This is a genomic window from Kothea flammea (assembly GCF_052161645.1).
Classification (GTDB): Bacteria; Planctomycetota; Planctomycetia; order Pirellulales; family Pirellulaceae; genus Laterigemmans.
Genome location: NZ_CP197414.1, coordinates 3,995,846 through 4,013,848, shown reverse-complemented (window position 1 = coordinate 4,013,848; position 18,003 = coordinate 3,995,846). Strand labels below are relative to the sequence as shown.

Below are 18,003 nucleotides of genomic sequence, written 5' to 3'. Positions count from 1 at the left end.
ATCGCTATCTTTTCACCAGTTTCTCAGACTGTTCCCCCCAATGAGCGCAAGCACCAATTATTGCGCATGTTCCATCAAAGCGGGTTGAGCGGATGACCGATGCAACCGTTGGGGATAAGGGCTATTCGGGAACTCATGGTTGAGCAAACAGTTGGATCGTCGAAGTGCGTTTATTCTCGCCTGTGCGGGGCTGGCTGTCACCACGTTGTCGCTAGCCGGTTGCTCACGCCGTTATCATCGGCGAGACGCAGACCAACAGGTGCGTGAAATCCTCACCGAAAAAGATGCTTGCGAGCCGTACGACTTGCCCGCTGATTTCAACGTCTATCCCGACCCTAGGGCAAGGTTCAACGATCACGCAGATCCAGACTGCCCCGTGCTGCCAAACCCCCGGCCAACGCTGAATCAATACCAACTCCCACCGTTGGTTTCGGGGAATCCAGCCGCCAGCGATCTCGAGGACGGGACCACGGCGGAGCGACCACCTACCGAGGAGCTCTCCGCCGAGGAACTACCCGCGCCCTCCGCAGAGTCGAGCGAGGAGCTACCGCCTGGAACAGCCGAGCCGGAAGAAGCCGACACGCTGGACGAATCAGCCGATCGCGACGCGGGTGGGTTACGAATTGTTCCGATTCCCCAAGCAACCTGGGAAGACATTCCAGATGTTTGCCTGCCGCGGATGATTGAGTTTGCTTCGGTCCGGGAAGAGTACCGGCGCAGTTATTCGGCTCCGGTTCCCGCGAATTTAGCGAGCGATGCACCACGTTTGAGTTTGCCCAATGTGATGGAGTTGGCACTGATCAACAGCCGCGAGTACCAAACTCGGAAGGAGATTCTGTATCAAGTTGCTTTGCGGCTAACTCGACAGCGCTTTGAATTTCAGTTACGGCCAAGCCAATTCGGCAACGGCACCGCGGCAAATTATCGCTCGCTGAACTCCGCTGGCCGCCAGGTCAATACGCTGGGGGTCCCGACTCAGGCGGCGCTGACGCAAACCACCGCCACCGCGGGACAATTCCTCGCATCCTTTGCCAACAACGTGCTGTTGACATTTAACGGACCGCAGGGCTTCGCCGCCGACGTCAACTCGGAGATCCTGTTTGATTTTCAACAAACCATCTTTCAACGCGACATCGTTTTTGAACAACTCACCCAAGCGGAACGCGATGTCATTTATGCCTCCCGCGATTTGATTCGTTTTCGGCGTCAGCTGTTTCGTGACCTTGCGTCTCAATACTACAACCTGCTGCTGTCCTATCGCGCGATTGAAATTGCCTCGCAGGATTACTTCAGTAACTTGCGAGGCTATCTGCAAGGTCAAGCGGAGTATGAGTTTCGCGGCGGCTTGCCACGCGTACAAGTCGACCAGTTCGAGCAAAACGCGCTGCGGAGCCGCAGTGATTTGGTCAGTCGCTGTAATCAGTTAGAAACGCAGTTAGATCGTCTCAAACTGGCCGTTGGTTTACCTCCCGAGATGCCGTTGAATTTAGCGCTTGCCGAACTCGAAGCGTTATCAGCAAGTGATGAATCGACCGTAGCCCGGGAATTGATCAGCCGTGCGCGTCGTGAACTTGTCTCCCAAAAGCAACGTCGCCAGAGCGATCTCACGGCTGTCGTCAACGCCGCCAGCGTGTTGATCAATCGAATTGAAGACATTCGCAACCTCAGCCAACAACTGGAAACAAGCGAAAATTCGACATCCCCCGATAGTGCTCAAACACCGACGGGCCAGAACCGCCAGAGACCAAACCAGGTTGACGAGCAACGATACTTGAAAGTTGCCTACCAACTCTCGGTGTTGGAAGCAAAATCACGAGTCGACACGCTCCGCGGGGAATTGACTCGCGACCAGGAAGACGACACGGCGCTGCTAGCTCTGCAAGTATTCGGCAGGAACGTCGAATTAACTTCCGGCGTCCTGGAACTGGCGAGAAGATTGATTCGATATCGCCGTTTGACAAACGCCGGCGATCCGCTCACCCAGTTGACTGACGACCCGGCCCCAGGATTACTCACCACCCCGCCAAACGAGCGCCTCGGCGCGGCGCGTGAATATTTGGCTGAGTTGAGTGACGAATTGACCACCATGGAAGTCGAATTCGCCGACTTGGAAGCGGAAGCAACACTGCTTCGACTACCGAGCTATGTCGAACGGGCGGAAACGCTGCTGAGACAAGCCGACCAACTGTTAGGCTCGCTGGCGGCGGGTATCTTGCCCACCAATCCAGACGCATACGCAAAGTTGATCAACCAGACGGTCGACGACGCGATTCAATTGGCCACCGAATCGATCACAGCCAGCGGCGGCGGTCTGGGCGAAATTGATGTGGAAGAGGAAGCGGCGATGTTAACGGCTTTGGTCCAGCGATTGGACCTCCGCAACCGTCGCGGTGAGCTGGCCGATTCGCGTCGTCAGGTAAAATTTTCCGCTGATGATTTGCGTTCCATTCTTGACCTTCGCGCGACTCAGATTCTCCGCTCGCCGGGCGACGTTAATCAGCCATTTAATTTCTCTTTTGACGATAGTGAAACTCGGCTGAGCATCGCTTTGGATACACCTCTCAACCGGCGTCAACAACGAAATAACTATCGGGCTGCTTTGATCAACTACAACCAAGCGATTCGCACCATCATTGAAGCAGAGGATGGTATCAAGTTCGAGATTCGCGATGATCTCCGCGGCCTACGATTGCGTCGCACTCAATACGAAATCGGCGTCAAATCGGCCGCCTTGGCTTTCGAGCGAGTCTCCAGCACGCGACTTCAATTACAACTGGCAACCGGCAACGTCGTCGCCCGGGACTTTCTGGAAGCCCAACAAGACTACACTGCCGCGCTGAGCAGTGTTGCCAGCCAGCACATTGGCTTTATCTTGGATCGAGTGGAGCTGTTCTTCGATTTAGAAGCGATCCGACTTGACCAAGTTGGTTATTGGCCGGGCCTTCTCGACGAAGAAATGCAACCTCCGGTGGACACGAATTTTTTCGAGAATAATCCGCGGCCCTACGGTCGCCTGGTACCCCACTTAAAGTATTCTCCGGAGATCCGCAGAACGGTACGTTAGCTGGCTGCCGCACGATCCCAGCTTGCACCCGCGAGGCAAGCGATGGACAGGCTCCTTCAGGTTTTTTAGCTGTTGCGGCCATGGCAACAGAATCTTGAACTGCGTCGCCCCCAAGTGGCTAGAAAGACGCTTTCTTTGCGACAATAATGTTATTCTCGAAAATACTTCTGAATTACATTATCAGGCAGCACCAATCGGCTTCGCTCGAAAAGCAATTCGGCTGGTGATCTGCATTTGCAGCGGACGGCTATCGAGTGCTCATTTGATCATGCCGTGCACTGCAAAATTCATTGCCTGCTGCAAGCTGGCGTTAAGGGAACCATGGTGAGAAACAAACCTGTCAAACGTTGTACTAAGGTCGGCCGCCCGATAGTGAGAAGCAATCGCATGCCGCGGCTCGAACAACTCGAATCTCGCAGATTGCTGGCTGCCGATCTGCAAAATCCATATCAACGTTTTGATGTCAACCATGATTCCAAAGTAACGCCTCTCGATGCCCTGGCGGTCATCAATCTGCTAAATCGCAGCGAGGTCAATCAGCAGAACTTACGTGCTGGTTTTTTATCCAGACGTAAATGGCAATGAAAACGTTACACCTCTTGACGCCCTGGTTGTCATCAACCACCTCAGCAAGGGGAACAGCTGGATTGCTCCATCCCTGATTCACGACACCGGGCCGGACGGTGAAACCAACTTTGATCGCGTGACGAGCGACCACGGCATTCAAGCGACTTTCTCGAGTTCTGGCCTAACCGTCGAGCTGCAAGTAGGCGGAGCGAGCGGCGGCCAGTTCATCGATGTCACCGATTTTCTCGAGGGATCTGAATTATCGCTCCCTGCCGACACGCTTGATTCACTACTTGAAGCTCCGCTCACCGATGGCGAACATGAAATACTGCTGAGAAGCAGCCTTGGTGATTTATCGCAATTCACGATTACCCTCGATCGTCAGGGGCCGCAGTTGCTTGACACCGGCCAACCGCCGGTACTGCAACACCGCGCGGACTGGTTGGAGCTCGAGTTCGACGAACCGCTGGGGGCGATATCACTGCAGCCCGCAGATTATCGACTCTTTGGCATCGACGGCACCACGCAAGACGAAACGACGGAAGTTGAAATCACGCATGTCAGTTTGAACGAAGGTGGCTCGCCCAGGCTCGACTTAACGATGCCCCTTCCCAACGGCAGCTATCGCCTCGAAGTCTTGGCCGCGGCCGTGGACTTGGCCGGGAACAGCCTGGCCGTACCAAGTCGTGAATTTTCGGTAGACGCAATCACCCGCGTGCTGAGTGTTTCCCCCGAGCCGGGAGCCGCTTTGGTGAGTGTCACGCGGGATGTTGTCGTGCGTTTTGATTATCCACTCGATGCCAGCACCATCAACACCGACAATTTTCGCTTGCGAGCCAATGGTCAAATATTGGACGGAACCGCAACGGTATCTTCGACAGGACGGTTCGTCATATTCAAACCGGCAGCCGCCATGCCTCCCTCGACCGAAATCGAAGTCGAATTGAATGGTGGTGGAATAACGGATGTGGATGGTAGTCAAGTTGATTTGAACGGTGACGGTCAACCAGGTGGCAGGCTGCAGTCCTATTTTCGCACGTTGCCGATGACGCGCATTCCCAACACCAATGTCTTCGGATACGTGCGAGATTCCGTCACTGGCGAACCGATTGCCGGGGCCACCATTCGAGTCGACGCGTTTCCAGACGCCAACGTAGTCACCGATAGCAGCGGGCGTTTTGAATTAGTCGACATGCCTGCGCCCGATTTCTTTGTGCACATCGATGGTCGAACCGCACAACCTACCGCGGCCGGACGCATGTACCCGAACGTTGGAAAACCATTCCACAGCGTACCGGGGGAGACCGTACAAATTGAAATGGACGGAGAGCCGTTTGACATTTATCTACCAGCGGTGGCGGCAACCGATGTCGCAGCGTTGTCAGAAACAGAAACACGCCAAGTTGGTTTTGGCGCAGGTGGCTTGGACGACCTAGAGACAATACTCCCCGGTATTTCCCCGGAAAGACTCGGTTTCATGCAAGTGGAATTTACGCCGGGCGCTGCCGTCGACGCGGTTGGTCAAGTAGCCACGGAAGCTGTGATTATTCCCGTAGCACCCTCGCGCATTCCCGCTCCGTTACCTCCTAACCTAGAGCCCAACCTCGTCATCTCCATTCAAGCCGGCAGAAACCTGTCAGAGCCAAATAACTCCGTACCCGCCGTCCGCTTTGATACACCGGCGCGAGTTACTTTTCCCAACACTGACAATTTACCGGTGGGCGAACAGACGCTTATTTTCTCGTTCGACCATGATGCTGGGAAATGGATTGTGGTTGGCAGCGGGACGGTGGTCATAACCGACTCGACCGACGAGCAAGGAGAGCCGATTACAGCCATCGTTTCCAATGGTCCAGCGATTCAAGCGCCCGGTTGGCATTTCACGCAACCGGGAGTCACGGTGGATGTCAATCTCCACCAACCCTGGCAGGACGGCTTGCGGGAAGCTCGTGAATCCTATTTAGGCAAAGTTGACGATCAACTTGCCAGCTTTTTTCCAGAGCTAATGAAGATCAATGCCGCGATAGATCCAGTGTTATTCAAGGAGGCGAGTCGGATCGTGCAAGGTGTAGATTTTGCCGACAGAATGCGCGACTGTGAATTTCGCGGCCAGTACCCAAGTTGCTGGGATGTGATCTTTGCCGCTGGTCTCTCAGTGGCAGCAGACATTACTCGAAATCCATGGCTACAGGCAGCATCGACGCTCGACAGCGCATTGGGTGTGATTCGCACGAATCGCGAGGTGGAGACAATGATTCGTGATTTTGAGCGAGCCAAACAAGCGGCGGCCGAACACATGGCTTTGATCGAAGGCATTCAAGATAGCCTGGATGAGATCGAAGCATTGAACAATGACATGCTCGAGGGTCTCAATGAAATGGCCGCAACACTGGAACGAATGCATCAACAATTAACTGACTTTGAAAGAGAGGCAAACGCGATTCTGGACCGGATCGAGGCTACAATCGGCTCCAGGGATAGTTCGGCGCTGTCCACCCCCGAGGGACAACAGCAATTCATCGACGACTTGCAAACCAGCCCCAGTGGAACTCCGGCAGCCAACACCAATGAGATCGTCCTGCCTCCCACGCCGATAGTTCCGCCAAACACTTACGCTCCGGCGGACAATCCTCCCACCGAGTCGCCGACTTCGCAGCCCGAAGTTGTGCAAGAATTGACCGATCAACGTGAACAGGATGGGCAGTCAATTACCTATGTGCCGGCGCCCAATTCAGTACCTGAGGATGTTGGTGATACACTTGCCACCGCTCATCTGCTGGATATCCCGGCGGATGACGGACGCAGCTTCGATAGCCTGCTGGGAGACAACCTGGCTGGGGAAAATGATGTGGATCTGTATGCTTTCGACGCAAACGAAGGTGACACGATCAGCGCTGACTTGCACCGCCTGAATGCAAAGCTGGCACTTGCAACGCTTCGCATCTTTGCCGCCGACGGTAGCGAGCTAACGCGAGACACGGAATCGGGCTTGGGCAGAAATGCGAGCGTCCCTTTTTTCCAACTTTCCACAACGGGGCGCTACTACGTGGGCGTTTCCAGTTACGGGAACGACAGTTATGACCCAGCGGGCACCGGCGATCGGACGGGTGGTAACTTCACCGGAGAGTACCGTCTTTCGATTCGGCGGTGGAGCGGCGACGTCGCAAACCGCGTTCGCATCGACAACGCGTTGGTCAGCTTCGCGCTGTCCGCGGAGGCGGTGAGCGAATCGCTCGAAACCGGCTTCTACACTCGCCCCAGCGAGCAGATGGAACAAATTCGTGGCATCATGGAACGGTTCTCGGAAATAACCACAATGCCGCTAATGCAACCCGCCATGGTTGCCATCGAAGATCAGCAAGGCCAGATTGCAGTCCGAGGCAAGAGCAGCGTGAACGGTCAATTCAGCACGATCGTGGCCAGCAATTCCAGCATGAGGTTGCTGGCTTACGACCCCCAGCATGATCTGACTTTTTCGAGACCAATAGAAACCGGCAACAGTGGTTCGACAGTGCGAATCCCGTGGGCCATTTTCGGTACCGACAGTTTTACTGATAATGACGGCGATCTACTTTCCGACGTCGCCGAAATAGTCGTTGGCACTTCGTCGCAAAACCAAGACACCGACCGCGATGGCATCTCCGATTTCACCGAGATCCAACAAGGCATAGATCCGCTAGGTGGACGAGGTTTTCCGACTGGCTTGATCGCCACTCAAGAATTACTGGGACCAGCTCGGCAAGTGGTCATTGCTGGAAATCCGCTAGAGTCACTCGGCCAGACAGCGTACGTTGCGACGGGTGATCACGGGTTGGCAATCTTGGATGTCTCGGACTTTGACCTGCCGATCGTGCTGGGGCAATTAGACCTGCCAGGTAACGCCATCGATTTAGCAGTCGATACAACCTCGCAACGAGTTGCCGTAGCAACTGAGAGTGGGGGCCTCCAGTTCATTGACGTGTCCAATCCAATGGCTCCAGTCGTCGCCAATTCAATTTCAACTCCGGCTCACCAAGTGCTGCACGTCGATGGGAAATTGGCCGTCGCCGGTGGTACCGAACTCCGTTTCTATACGATGCAGACGGGAGAATTGCTCAGCGAGTCGAACCCCACCAGTCACGCGATCACCGGTTTGGCGCAACATGGCGACTATCTTTACACCATGGACACCCGGCGTCGCATGACGGTCATTGACATCAGCAATCTACAGCCCCAAGTCGTTGGGTCGATTCAACTATCGGCCGGCGGGGGCCAGCTTTTTGCGGGACCCGATTTTGTCTTAGCGACGGTTGCAAACAACACGCTCGGTGGATTCGTCACTGTGGATGTCAGCGACCCTGCGCAGCCATTTGAAGCGGCCCCCAGCCAAGCACCGCAAACGAGCGCTCCCGGCGACAGCCTCGTGGCAAACGGTTCCGGACTCGTGCTGTTGGCCGGAATCGCCGATCGTCAAGCTGGGAATCCCGCCCTCGTGCAACTCGTTGACTGGAATTCCACGACTGCGGACGAACAGACGTACCGTGAATTTCCAAGAATTGAATTGCCCAGTAGACCAAGTTCCATCACTCAACACTCGGGCATCGCCTATTTGGCAGCAGGTGAAGCGGGGCTATTGGTTGTAAACTACCTACCGTTCGACATCCAAGGCGAGGCTCCCAGTATCCAGTTTGAAGTTGAGGCTCCTGATTCCGAACCGCAAACTTCTGGTCTCCAAGTCGACGAAGGTACGCTCGTCAAAATCCTCAGCGAAATCATCGACGACGTGCAAGTTCGCGATGTGGAATTACTGATCAACGAAACGGTGGTCCGCCGGGACACATCGTTTCCCTTTGAATTTGATTTTGTTGCCCCAAACCTTGAAGAGGCCAACGGAGAACCTCTGCGAGTACAAATGCGAGCCACCGATACGGGCGGTAACGTCACGCTCTCTGATGTCCGCTCCGTTACTCTGACCGCCGATACAACGCCGCCCATCATTCAATCGATTAGCCTTGAAAACCAACAGGTTGTTAGCAGCCGTTTCCGCACAATCGCAATGTCCTTTAATGAGCCGATCGATGCAGGGTCTTTCAGTCTCGCGACCGTGGGGATCACCAACATTGCGCCAGGTGGTGCAACCACCACTCCCTCAGCTGCTCGCTTCCGTCTAAACAACCGCGAACTCTTGCTCACGTTTCCCGCACTTCCTGAAGGTCAATATCGCCTGGTCGTTGATCAAGCGGGCATTCAAGATGTTGCCGGTAACACCATGTCAGGCCCCAACCTCACGCGCGATTTTGAGGTGGTTGCCGCCACGGCAATTTGGAGTTCTCCGAACTCAGGTCAATGGAATGATCCAGCCAACTGGGTCGATGGGAACGTACCCGACAGTGAAGACGATGTCCATATTCCGGCGCTCGACCCTGACGTGCTTATCACGATTCCCAGCAACGGCATTTCAATTCGCAGCCTCTTCATCGCGGGCGATTTCCAATTCAATGGAGGGCGCTGGGAAATTTCAGAGACTCTCCAAGTTGAAGGTCAACTGACTCTGGCCGGCGGAACGCTGCAGGGGGCTACGCTTTTGCCCAGTCGTTCGGGAACGCCAACCCTGGTTACAAGAAACATCACGTTGGAACAGATGGTCGTCGAAAGCGAACTCCTGGTCGCCGATTCGCCAACCATTACCCTCGATAACTCGAGTCTAAACGGTACTACCAGTGTCAATGACGGTGGCTACTTGGGCCTGGGAGGGACCTTTCAATTGTCTAACATCGATGGACTCCAATTGGCAGGCGATGAAGTGCGGCTGATTGGAACCCTAGAGCTTGGTAACCAGGAACTTGTGAATGGCGACCGCTTGGGAGACTGGCGAATGTTTGGTGGCACGATCAAAAACGGGACCATCTCGGGCACACCACTGGTTGCCTCCAATCGCTCGTCCAGTCTCCTGCAAGATATCACATTAAACAGTGACTTGATACTTGCCAGTGATCGTTTGCGGATCGCCGATAGCCTCACGCTAAACGGCACCATGCAAGTCGATGGCAACAGCGAAATTTATTTTGTCCGGCCGCCGAACAGCAGTGACGCGATTACCCAAGTCATTGATGGCAGCGGCACGCTACTATTTTCCAACCGCGTCTCCAACGCGGATAACGTTGTTCTAATTGAGGATAATATCACGCTGGAGATTGCCGCGGGAATGACGGTCTCGGGCGGAAATGTCGTTTTTCTACGACGACAATTACCATCCGTCCCAGACGGCGTCACCCTGATTAATCGGGGTACCATTGAGGCAAACTTACTCGATCTCAATAACCCGCTGCGGATCGACACTACGACCTGGAAAAACTTGGGCACCATGCATGTTGTTGAGGGGGCAGGTATCGAACTCGGAGGCACGTTCGTGCATGCGGATCTTGGAGACTTCCAAGCGGACGGCGGTGCGGTAGTCCTTAGCGGCACGCTGAACCTCGACGGCGATACCCTCACGACCGGTGGCAGCTACGGAGAATGGCAACTGCTTGGCGGTGCGATCCTTAGTGGCACCGTCAATGGCAGCCCTATTTCCTTCTCCAACCGCTTTGAGAATCTTCTCCAAGGCGTAACCGTCAACTCGGATTTGATAATCGCCAATGACCGTCTGCGAATCGCCGATGGCCTCACGCTCAACGGCACCATGCAAGTGGATGGTAACAGCGAGATCTATTTTGTCCGGCCACCAAATAGCAGTGACGCACTTACCCAAGTCATTGACGGCAGCGGCACGCTACAGTTTACAAACAACGTCTCCAATGCAGAAAACGTAGTCCTGATTGAGGATAATATCACCCTAGAGATCGCCGCTGGGGTTACGGTCTCCGGTGGAAATGCTGTATTCCTGCGGCGACAATTGCCGGCTGTCCCAGACGGCGTCACCCTAATAAATCGCGGCACCATTGAAGCAAACTTAATTGATCTCAACAACCCGCTGCGGATCGAGACCACAGCGTGGAAAAACTTGGGCATAATGCATGTTGCTGACGGAGCAGGTATTGAACTCGGAGGCACATTCGTGCATGACGATTTGGGCGATTTCCAAGCTGACGGCGGCTTGGTAGCACTCATTGGTATACTCAATTTAGACGGCGATACTTTGACGACCGGCGGCAGCTACGGAGCATGGCAAATATTGGGTGGTTCGATTATTGGCGGTACCGTCAACGGTGTCCCATTGACGTTCTCCAACCGCTTCGAAAATCTGCTTCAAGATGTGACCATAAACTCGGATATGGTCATCGCCAATGATCGTCTTCGGATCATTGACGGTCTGACGCTCAACGGCACCATGCAAGTGGATGGCAATAGTGAAATTTATGTTTCACGGGGCGAGGGTGGTAGCGACGCCATTACCCAGGTCATTGATGGCAGTGGCACAATACGATTTTCCAATAATGTCTCCAACGCGGACAACGTTGTCCTGATCGAAGACAACGTCACGCTGGAGTTAGCCGCAGGCATCACGGTTTCCGGCGGAAATGTCGTTTTCCTGCGGCGGCAGTTACCAACCGTCCCCGATGTCGCCACCCTGATCAATCGGGGTACTATTGAGGCAAACTTAATCGATCTCAATAACCCACTGCGGATTGAGACCACGTCCTGGACGAATTTGGGCACCGTGCATGTTGCCGAGGGAGCGGGAATTGAACTCGGTGGCACGTTCGCACATGGGGATCTTGGTGACTTCCAAGCGGACGGCGGGGCGGTAGCACTCAGCGGCACGCTGAACCTCGACGGCGATACCCTCACGACCGGTGGCAGCTACGGAGAATGGCAACTGCTTGGCGGTGCGATTCTTGGTGGTACCGTCAATGGCAGCCCACTGTTATTCTCCAACCGGTTTGAAAATCTGCTCCATGGTGTGACCTTCAACGCCGATTTGTTGCTTGCCGGTGACCGTTTACGGATTATCGACGGTCTAACGCTCAACGGCACCATGCACGTGGATGGCAACAGTGAAATTTACTTTGCACGCGGAGATGACGGCAGTGATGCGATCACCCAAATCATTGATGGTACCGGCATGCTGCAGTTTTCTAACAGCGCCTCCAACGCCGATAATTTGGTCCTAATCGAAGATAACGTCACGCTGGAGTTAGCGGCAGGAATCACGGTCTCGGGTGGCAATGTCGTTTTCCTGCGGCGACATTTACCAACCATTCCGGATCTCGCCACAATGGTGAACTATGGCACCATCGTAGCGAACCTCTCGGGCGACTCGATCCGCATCATGGTCAATGTGTTAGATAATTTTGGCCAACTCGACGAAGAGGATGGTGGCAGTCTGATTATTGACTTGCAATAGCCACTGGCGAAACTTCCGGTGCCAACCGGCTAGTCGCGAATCACGATTTTTCGCGTGGGGTTCATTCCCAACGCGGCCAAGCCGGCTATGAAAAAGGCTAACGCACAAGCAATGAATACAAACGACTGGCCGTAGCTGGTCGATTCACCGTAAGACATCAAATATGGCACCATCACCGAAATTGCCGCAGCCCCCATATTTCCCCACATGTTGGCCCAACCAAAAACCGTGGCTGTCGATCGCCCACCCACGTCTTGCATAAACGCCCAAATCGAAGGATTTCCCACGTCATTCAAAAAAGAAACCATCGCACAGCAAATCACGACCGCAATCGCCGAATCAAAAGCGATGCAACCGAGATAAGACAGCCCCGCCAACCAAGTCGCAATCGTGATGGGAAGAATCCGGCCAAACCGTATCCCAATCATCCGCACACTCGCGTCGGTCGCCCAACCGCCCACTAATTGTCCCAACATGCCCATCGAAAGCACCACTGTCACCATGATCGATCCCGTACGATCGGGGACTTGTTGGACATCTTTCAAGTAGGTCGGCAGCCAAGTAATCAAAAATGCCCAACCAACGTTAATGCAAAACTGCCCCAGCGAATTCAACCACAAACTGCGGCTCGTCATGCAGGCGAAAATCACTGACCAAAACCCTGCCGGAAGCAAGTCCTCATCATGGTCATCGTGCTCGCCAATCCAGGCCCTCTCCGCCTCGTTACAACTGGGATGCTCCGCGGGACGGTCACGCACGATCGAATAATATGCGAGTCCCACCAGCACACCAAGAATGCCATACAGCCACATCGTCGGACGCCAACCTCCCACCGATAAGATCAGCATGGTGGTTAACACCGGCGCCAACGACCCTCCCAAACGGCCGCCAAACGAGACCAAGGAACTCGCCTTGCCGCGTTGCGATAGGGGAAACCAATTTCGCACGACCGCGCTGCTCGTCGGGTAAGCGCCAGCTTGAGCCGCACCAAAGCCAAACCGAGCCAGCATCAATCCGCCTGCTCCCGTCATCAGGCCACTCAAGCCAGTCAGCGTTGACCAACCTAAGATGTAGCCTCCCAACATGCGCCGCGCGCCCCAACGATCACTGATCCAGCCAGCCGGCACCTGACACAACGCATAGGTAAAGAAAAACGCTCCCAGAATCCTCCCCACCGCTTCGTTGGACAAATCCATATCGGCTTTAAAGGAGTCACTTTTCACCACCTCGCCCAAACAGACGCGATGCAAATAGAGCGTAAAAGCCATCAACACGCTAATCGCGATAATCCGATAGCGGACTAGGGAGGGAGGCGCAGCGTGCTGGTTCATCCAGGTGATCTCGAAGGGCTGAGCGGCGAAGGAAAGCTGTCGCATTCATCCGCGACTCAAGCAAGAATATCAGAAATCACGTGGCCGTGAACATCGGTCAATCTACGATCGATCCCGTCGTGGCGAACCGTGAGCCGCGTGTGATCAATACCCAGCAGGTGCAGAATGGTGGCGTGAACATCGTAGACTTGCGTGGGATGATCGCGGTCCAGCGGCTTATATCCCCATTCATCCGATGGGCCATAAGTCACACCGCCACGAATCCCGCCGCCACTGAGCCAATTGGTAAAGACGTAGGGATTGTGATCGCGGCCCAGACTTCCTTGCGTGCTCGGCATGCGTCCAAACTCAGTGGTCCACAGCACGATGGTATCTTCCAACATGCCGCGCTGTTTGAGATCGCGCAGCAATGCGGCGGTACCGACCGCCATGCCACGGGCCAACGGGCCGTGATCGCGGGCTAAATTTTCATGACTATCCCAATTGCGACGCGGAAAACTATTGTCGTTTCCCGACCAAATCTGCACAAATCTGACCCCACGTTCCAACAACCGCCTGGCAATCAAACATTTGCGTCCAAAGTATTCAGCTTCCTCAGCGGGATTAATCTCACTTGCGTAAGTGGCTCCCAAACGGTCCAGCCCATACATCTTCATGATATGCTTGGGCTCTTTGCTAATGTTCAACGCCTCGGGGGCACTCAATTGCATCCTGGCTGCCAACTCATAGGATCGAATTCTTGCCTCCAGTCGCGAATCACCTGGTCGCTCGCGCATGTGCCCGCGGTTGAGCCCGGCCAGTAACTCCAGGCCAGCTTGCTCACTGGTCGCAGTGACGAATTCTGAGCGGGGATGCAGGTCCTCAATGGGGTTCGCTCGTTGGGGAAAGATTGCGGTACCCTGCGCACTGGCGGGTAGAAAGGCCGAACCCCAGTTCTTAGGACCGTTGCTGGCGAAACCGCGATGGTCGGGCAACACCACGAAGGTCGGCAAGTCTTCGTTAATCGCCCCCAGTGCATAACTGATCCAAGACCCCATGCCGGGAAAACCGGGGCGGTTAAAACCGGTCGCTTGCAGATAGGTCGCTTGGGAATGAACTCCCGTGCTGGCTACCATGTTATGAATGAAAGCAATATCGTCGACGCAGGCACCCAAGGGCGCGACGACTTCGCTGAGTGGTTTACCCGACTCTCCATAAGGCTGAAAGGCAAAAGGAGATTGCATCCAAGGGCCCAGTCCATTTTGGAAGGCCTCGACGTGTTCACCAAAATCTGAAGCTTGACCATGGAGTTTGCGGAGCGTGGGCTTGTCGTCCCACAAATCAATGTGGCTGGCTGCTCCGGCCATAAATAGCTGGACAACCCGCTTGGCCTTGGGAGGATGATGCAACACGCCCATCGCGCCTCGCGGCCGCCCCGCTCCGCCACCATCTCCCAATTGCCCGCCGCGCCCATCGGCCGCCAGGCTGTCGCGTCGCAGCATCATGGCTAAAGCCAGACCACCCAAGCCGCCTATCGAGTCGGTAAGAAAGCGACGACGCTGATTCATTGGTGCATAGCCTAATCGATGAATACGAATTCACTTAGGTTGAATAAAATACGACATAAGTTGGCCAGCCCGTGACGATCGGCATAGGTGACCAAATCGTCCAGTTCACCTTGTGCCGGCTGACGTTGCACGACCAACCGAAAAGCATCACGAACCTTGTCGCGGAGCGTGAGCCTTTCGGCATCAAGTCGCTCGGCAAAGCGATCCGCCATGACTAAGTTGAATTGGTTGTTCAACAGCGACAGTGCTTGCAACGCCGTCAAAGTTTCCTCGCGTTTCGGCGTGCTCTGTGAAGAGTCCGCACAGTCTAGCGTAGTCATCCACGGGTCTGGTTGCGAGCGGACAATAAATCGATAAATACTGCGACGGTGAGAACTGGGGTCTGCATAGTTAAATTTATGATACTGAAAATGTGGAGAATGCTCGGTCTTTTCCAGCCCGAAAAGATAATAACCGGGGCCTCCCATTTTCAAATCGAGCGTCCCACTGACGACGAGAATCGAATCGCGAATCTCTTCAGCCGTTAACCGCCGGCGGTTCATCCGCCACAAATAACGATTGCCACCATCGATTTTGGCTTTTGCCGGATCATACATCGAGGCTTGCCGATAGGCCGCACTGTTGACAATCAAACGATGCAACTGTTTGAAGGATTGACCGCCGTCACGAAATTCACAAGCCAGCCAATCGAGCAACTGGGGGTGCGTGGGGAGAGCTCCCATTTTCCCAAAATCATTGGGTGTGCTGACAATGCCCACGCCAAAGTGATATTGCCAAACGCGATTGACGATCGAACGCCACACCTGAGGATGGTCTTTACGAGTCAGCCAACGCGCCAGTGCCGCGCGGCGTTCCCCGTCACTGGCTGATGGACTCAATTGCCACGCAAAGTCATCACCAAGTGGTAAGACCCCGGGAACGGCTGGCTGCAGCGGCTGAGTCACTTCGCCACGATGCAGCACTTGCACGTCGCGGGGCTGGCCACCGGTGGGCTTAAAGTTGCCTTGCGGAGCAAATTGAGTCGTCGCGGCGTAGACCAAACGCCCCGGCGGAAGCGACTGAAGCTCGCGTTCAGCCGCCGCCATCTGTTCAGCCAGCTCACTCCTCCGCTGCTGACGCGCGGGTGTTTCCACGAGCCGCAAAATCTCCGCTCGCGACACGGTTGCCAAAACCAATGCCTCGGCCACCGCAGCATCCCCGTAGTGAGGCCACTTGCCGTCAGTAAGATTTGCTCGGCTCCAACGCTCAGGAGCCTCAATCGAATCGCTGGCCAACACCTGACAACCAATGGCCAATTCAGCACCATCGGCCCCGACCGCTCGCAGCTCCGCCAAGGCAAAAATATAGTCTTGACTGCGCTCGGCCAGCTTTGTGGCCGTGACTCGAATCCAGCGGACGTCCATTCCCAGGCCAGCACTGACAAAAGGCTGTAAACCGCGGTTGGTCCAATCGCTTTCGCTCTGATCGGCGACCATTACCCAGGTTCGCTCGTCGGGGGGTTGCTGTTCTCTTGCTGGCTGGTCTGCAGTCCCTGGCTGGTCTGCTGCGACCTCGACTTTGAACCGCAGCGGGAATCCAAACCCTGCCCCAATCCCGGCAAAGTCATCATGGCAAGGCTGCAGCACGATCTGCTCGAGCGGTTGATTGGATCCCAGATCGACCGTCACCGACTTGGTTGTTTGCGGCTCTGCAACGATCTGACTGTGGTAACCGTGAGCGGGTTGCTTGACCAATTCAACTTGCTTCGACAAGCGATCGATCGTCAGATTCAGCTCGGCGAGACGTGCTCCTCCCGCCTCGGCAATCTCGTCATGCAACGCTTCCAATTGCTCGCGGGTCTTGGTTACCAGCGCATTTAATTCTTGCCGGCGTTGTTCGATTGCGGGATCGGTGTCATAGGGCCGCGGTGCCCGGTCAACGGCCGCGAACAACGCTTGCACACCGTAATAATCAGCTTGGCTGATCGGATCAAATTTATGATTATGGCAACGCGCGCACTGTATCGTTGTGCTGGAAAACGTATTTAGTGCGTTGGAAACCATATCATCGCGATCGAGGTTTCGGGCGACCTTGCCATCGATCTTACTCTCCGGCACTTCAACATGCCCGATAAAGTCCCAAGGCCCCGCAGCGATGAAACCTAACCCCAAGATGCCATCGGGGTCGCCTGGAAAAAGTTGGTCGCCAGCGAGCTGTTCTTGAACAAAACGTGAGTAAGGTTTGTCAGTATTAAAAGCACGAATCACATAATCACGATATGGCCAAGCGTGTGGGCGAAGCTTGTCCTTATCATACCCACAAGTATCGGCATATTTAACAACATCCAACCAGTGCCTCGCCCAGCGTTCGCCGTATCGTGGAGAATCGAGCAAACGATCGACCAACCGCTGATAGGCGTGGGGGTCAGCATCGTTAGCGAATTGCTCAACTTCTTCAGGTGTCGGAGGCAGGCCAGTTAGATCGAACGTCAGACGCCGAATCAAACTACGTGGATCTGCCGGAACCGATGGCGTCAATCCTTGCTCAACCAGCTTTTCCAAGATGAAAGCGTCAACTGGATTTTGGGACCAGTCGTGCCCCGTTTGGCTCGTCGAGACCGATGATAAAACGTCGGCAGGTAAAGCCTTGAAATCCGGCACCGCTGGCCGCGAAAGCGGTTGGTAAGACCACCAAGAGAAATCATTGACCTTGGCCGCTTCGAGCTGTAACGCTTCAGGCCAGGCGGCACCCTGATCAATCCATTGACGAATGGTTTGAATCTCGTCATCGCTGAGCGACATGGCCCCCTTAGGCATTTCGGCCTGCCCATCGATCGGCGTGATCAATTCAACGAGGTAACTGTTCGCCGAGTCGCCGGCGACAACGTAATCCTCAGCAAGTGCGGTGGCGGCAGTTTGCAACGAGAAGCCACCTTTGTTGTCCTGATCATTATGGCAGTGCAGGCAACGATGCTCTAAAATAGGCACCACGCGTTCGACAAAGTTGTCCCCAGCCGTTAGCAAGTCCGTGAAAGTTACGAACAAGATTGGCAACCAGAGGACTCGACATGCGAAAGGGTTGGGGCAGATGATGATCATTCTCGCAAACATGGATCTCTGATCGGACAGGCAGGGTGCTTTCAGTCGGACAGGCGGGAATTCCATGTTAACACAATCCAACGAAGCATGC

General features: G+C 54.8%; 6 protein-coding genes. 3 read left to right on the top strand and 3 right to left on the bottom strand.

What is annotated here, in order from left to right:
• Nucleotides 1–151 precede the first annotated feature (151 nt).
• The 3 genes from SH139x_RS15140 to SH139x_RS15130 all read left to right on the top strand — a co-directional run bounded on the left by SH139x_RS15140 (nucleotide 152) and on the right by SH139x_RS15130 (nucleotide 11,957).
• Entirely contained in the window at nucleotides 152–3,064 is a 2,913-nt protein-coding gene (locus tag SH139x_RS15140) for a TolC family protein (protein ID WP_488350615.1), read from the top strand.
• 387 nt (nucleotides 3,065–3,451) lie between these two features.
• Nucleotides 3,452–3,649 (top strand): dockerin type I domain-containing protein, encoded by a 198-nt coding sequence (locus tag SH139x_RS15135; protein ID WP_488350614.1) that lies wholly within the window; start codon nucleotides 3,452–3,454, stop codon nucleotides 3,647–3,649.
• The gene (locus tag SH139x_RS15130; RefSeq protein ID WP_488350613.1) at nucleotides 3,615–11,957 is read left to right on the top strand and encodes an Ig-like domain-containing protein; all 8,343 of its coding nucleotides are present in this window, start codon (nucleotides 3,615–3,617) and stop codon (nucleotides 11,955–11,957) included. The genes SH139x_RS15135 and SH139x_RS15130 overlap by 35 nt, the downstream gene beginning before the upstream one ends.
• A gap of 29 nt (nucleotides 11,958–11,986) precedes the next feature.
• Here the strand turns inward: SH139x_RS15130 and SH139x_RS15125 are convergent, their stop codons facing one another.
• The 3 genes from SH139x_RS15125 to SH139x_RS15115 are packed head-to-tail and all read right to left on the bottom strand — an operon-like array spanning nucleotide 11,987 to nucleotide 17,924.
• Nucleotides 11,987–13,333, bottom strand: coding sequence for an MFS transporter (locus tag SH139x_RS15125; RefSeq protein WP_488350612.1), 1,347 nt, complete (start codon nucleotides 13,331–13,333; stop codon nucleotides 11,987–11,989).
• Between the two features lie 11 nt (nucleotides 13,334–13,344).
• Nucleotides 13,345–14,835: a DUF1501 domain-containing protein gene (locus SH139x_RS15120; RefSeq protein WP_488350611.1), complete on the bottom strand. Its 1,491-nt coding sequence runs from the start codon at nucleotides 14,833–14,835 to the stop codon at nucleotides 13,345–13,347.
• A gap of 11 nt (nucleotides 14,836–14,846) precedes the next feature.
• Complete coding sequence (locus tag SH139x_RS15115; protein WP_488350610.1) at nucleotides 14,847–17,924, bottom strand: PSD1 and planctomycete cytochrome C domain-containing protein; 3,078 nt, start codon at nucleotides 17,922–17,924, stop codon at nucleotides 14,847–14,849.
• Nucleotides 17,925–18,003: the final 79 nt, after the last annotated feature.

Bases quoted from the DNA above. Each gene is read 5' to 3' on its own strand.
- SH139x_RS15135 (WP_488350614.1), top strand. From the start codon at position 3,452: ATGCCGCGGCTCGAACAACTCGAATCTCGCAGATTGCTGGCTGCCGAT.
- SH139x_RS15125 (WP_488350612.1), bottom strand. From the start codon at position 13,333: ATGCGACAGCTTTCCTTCGCCGCTCAGCCCTTCGAGATCACCTGGATG.
- SH139x_RS15120 (WP_488350611.1), bottom strand. From the start codon at position 14,835: ATGAATCAGCGTCGTCGCTTTCTTACCGACTCGATAGGCGGCTTGGGT.
- SH139x_RS15115 (WP_488350610.1), bottom strand. From the start codon at position 17,924: ATGTTTGCGAGAATGATCATCATCTGCCCCAACCCTTTCGCATGTCGA.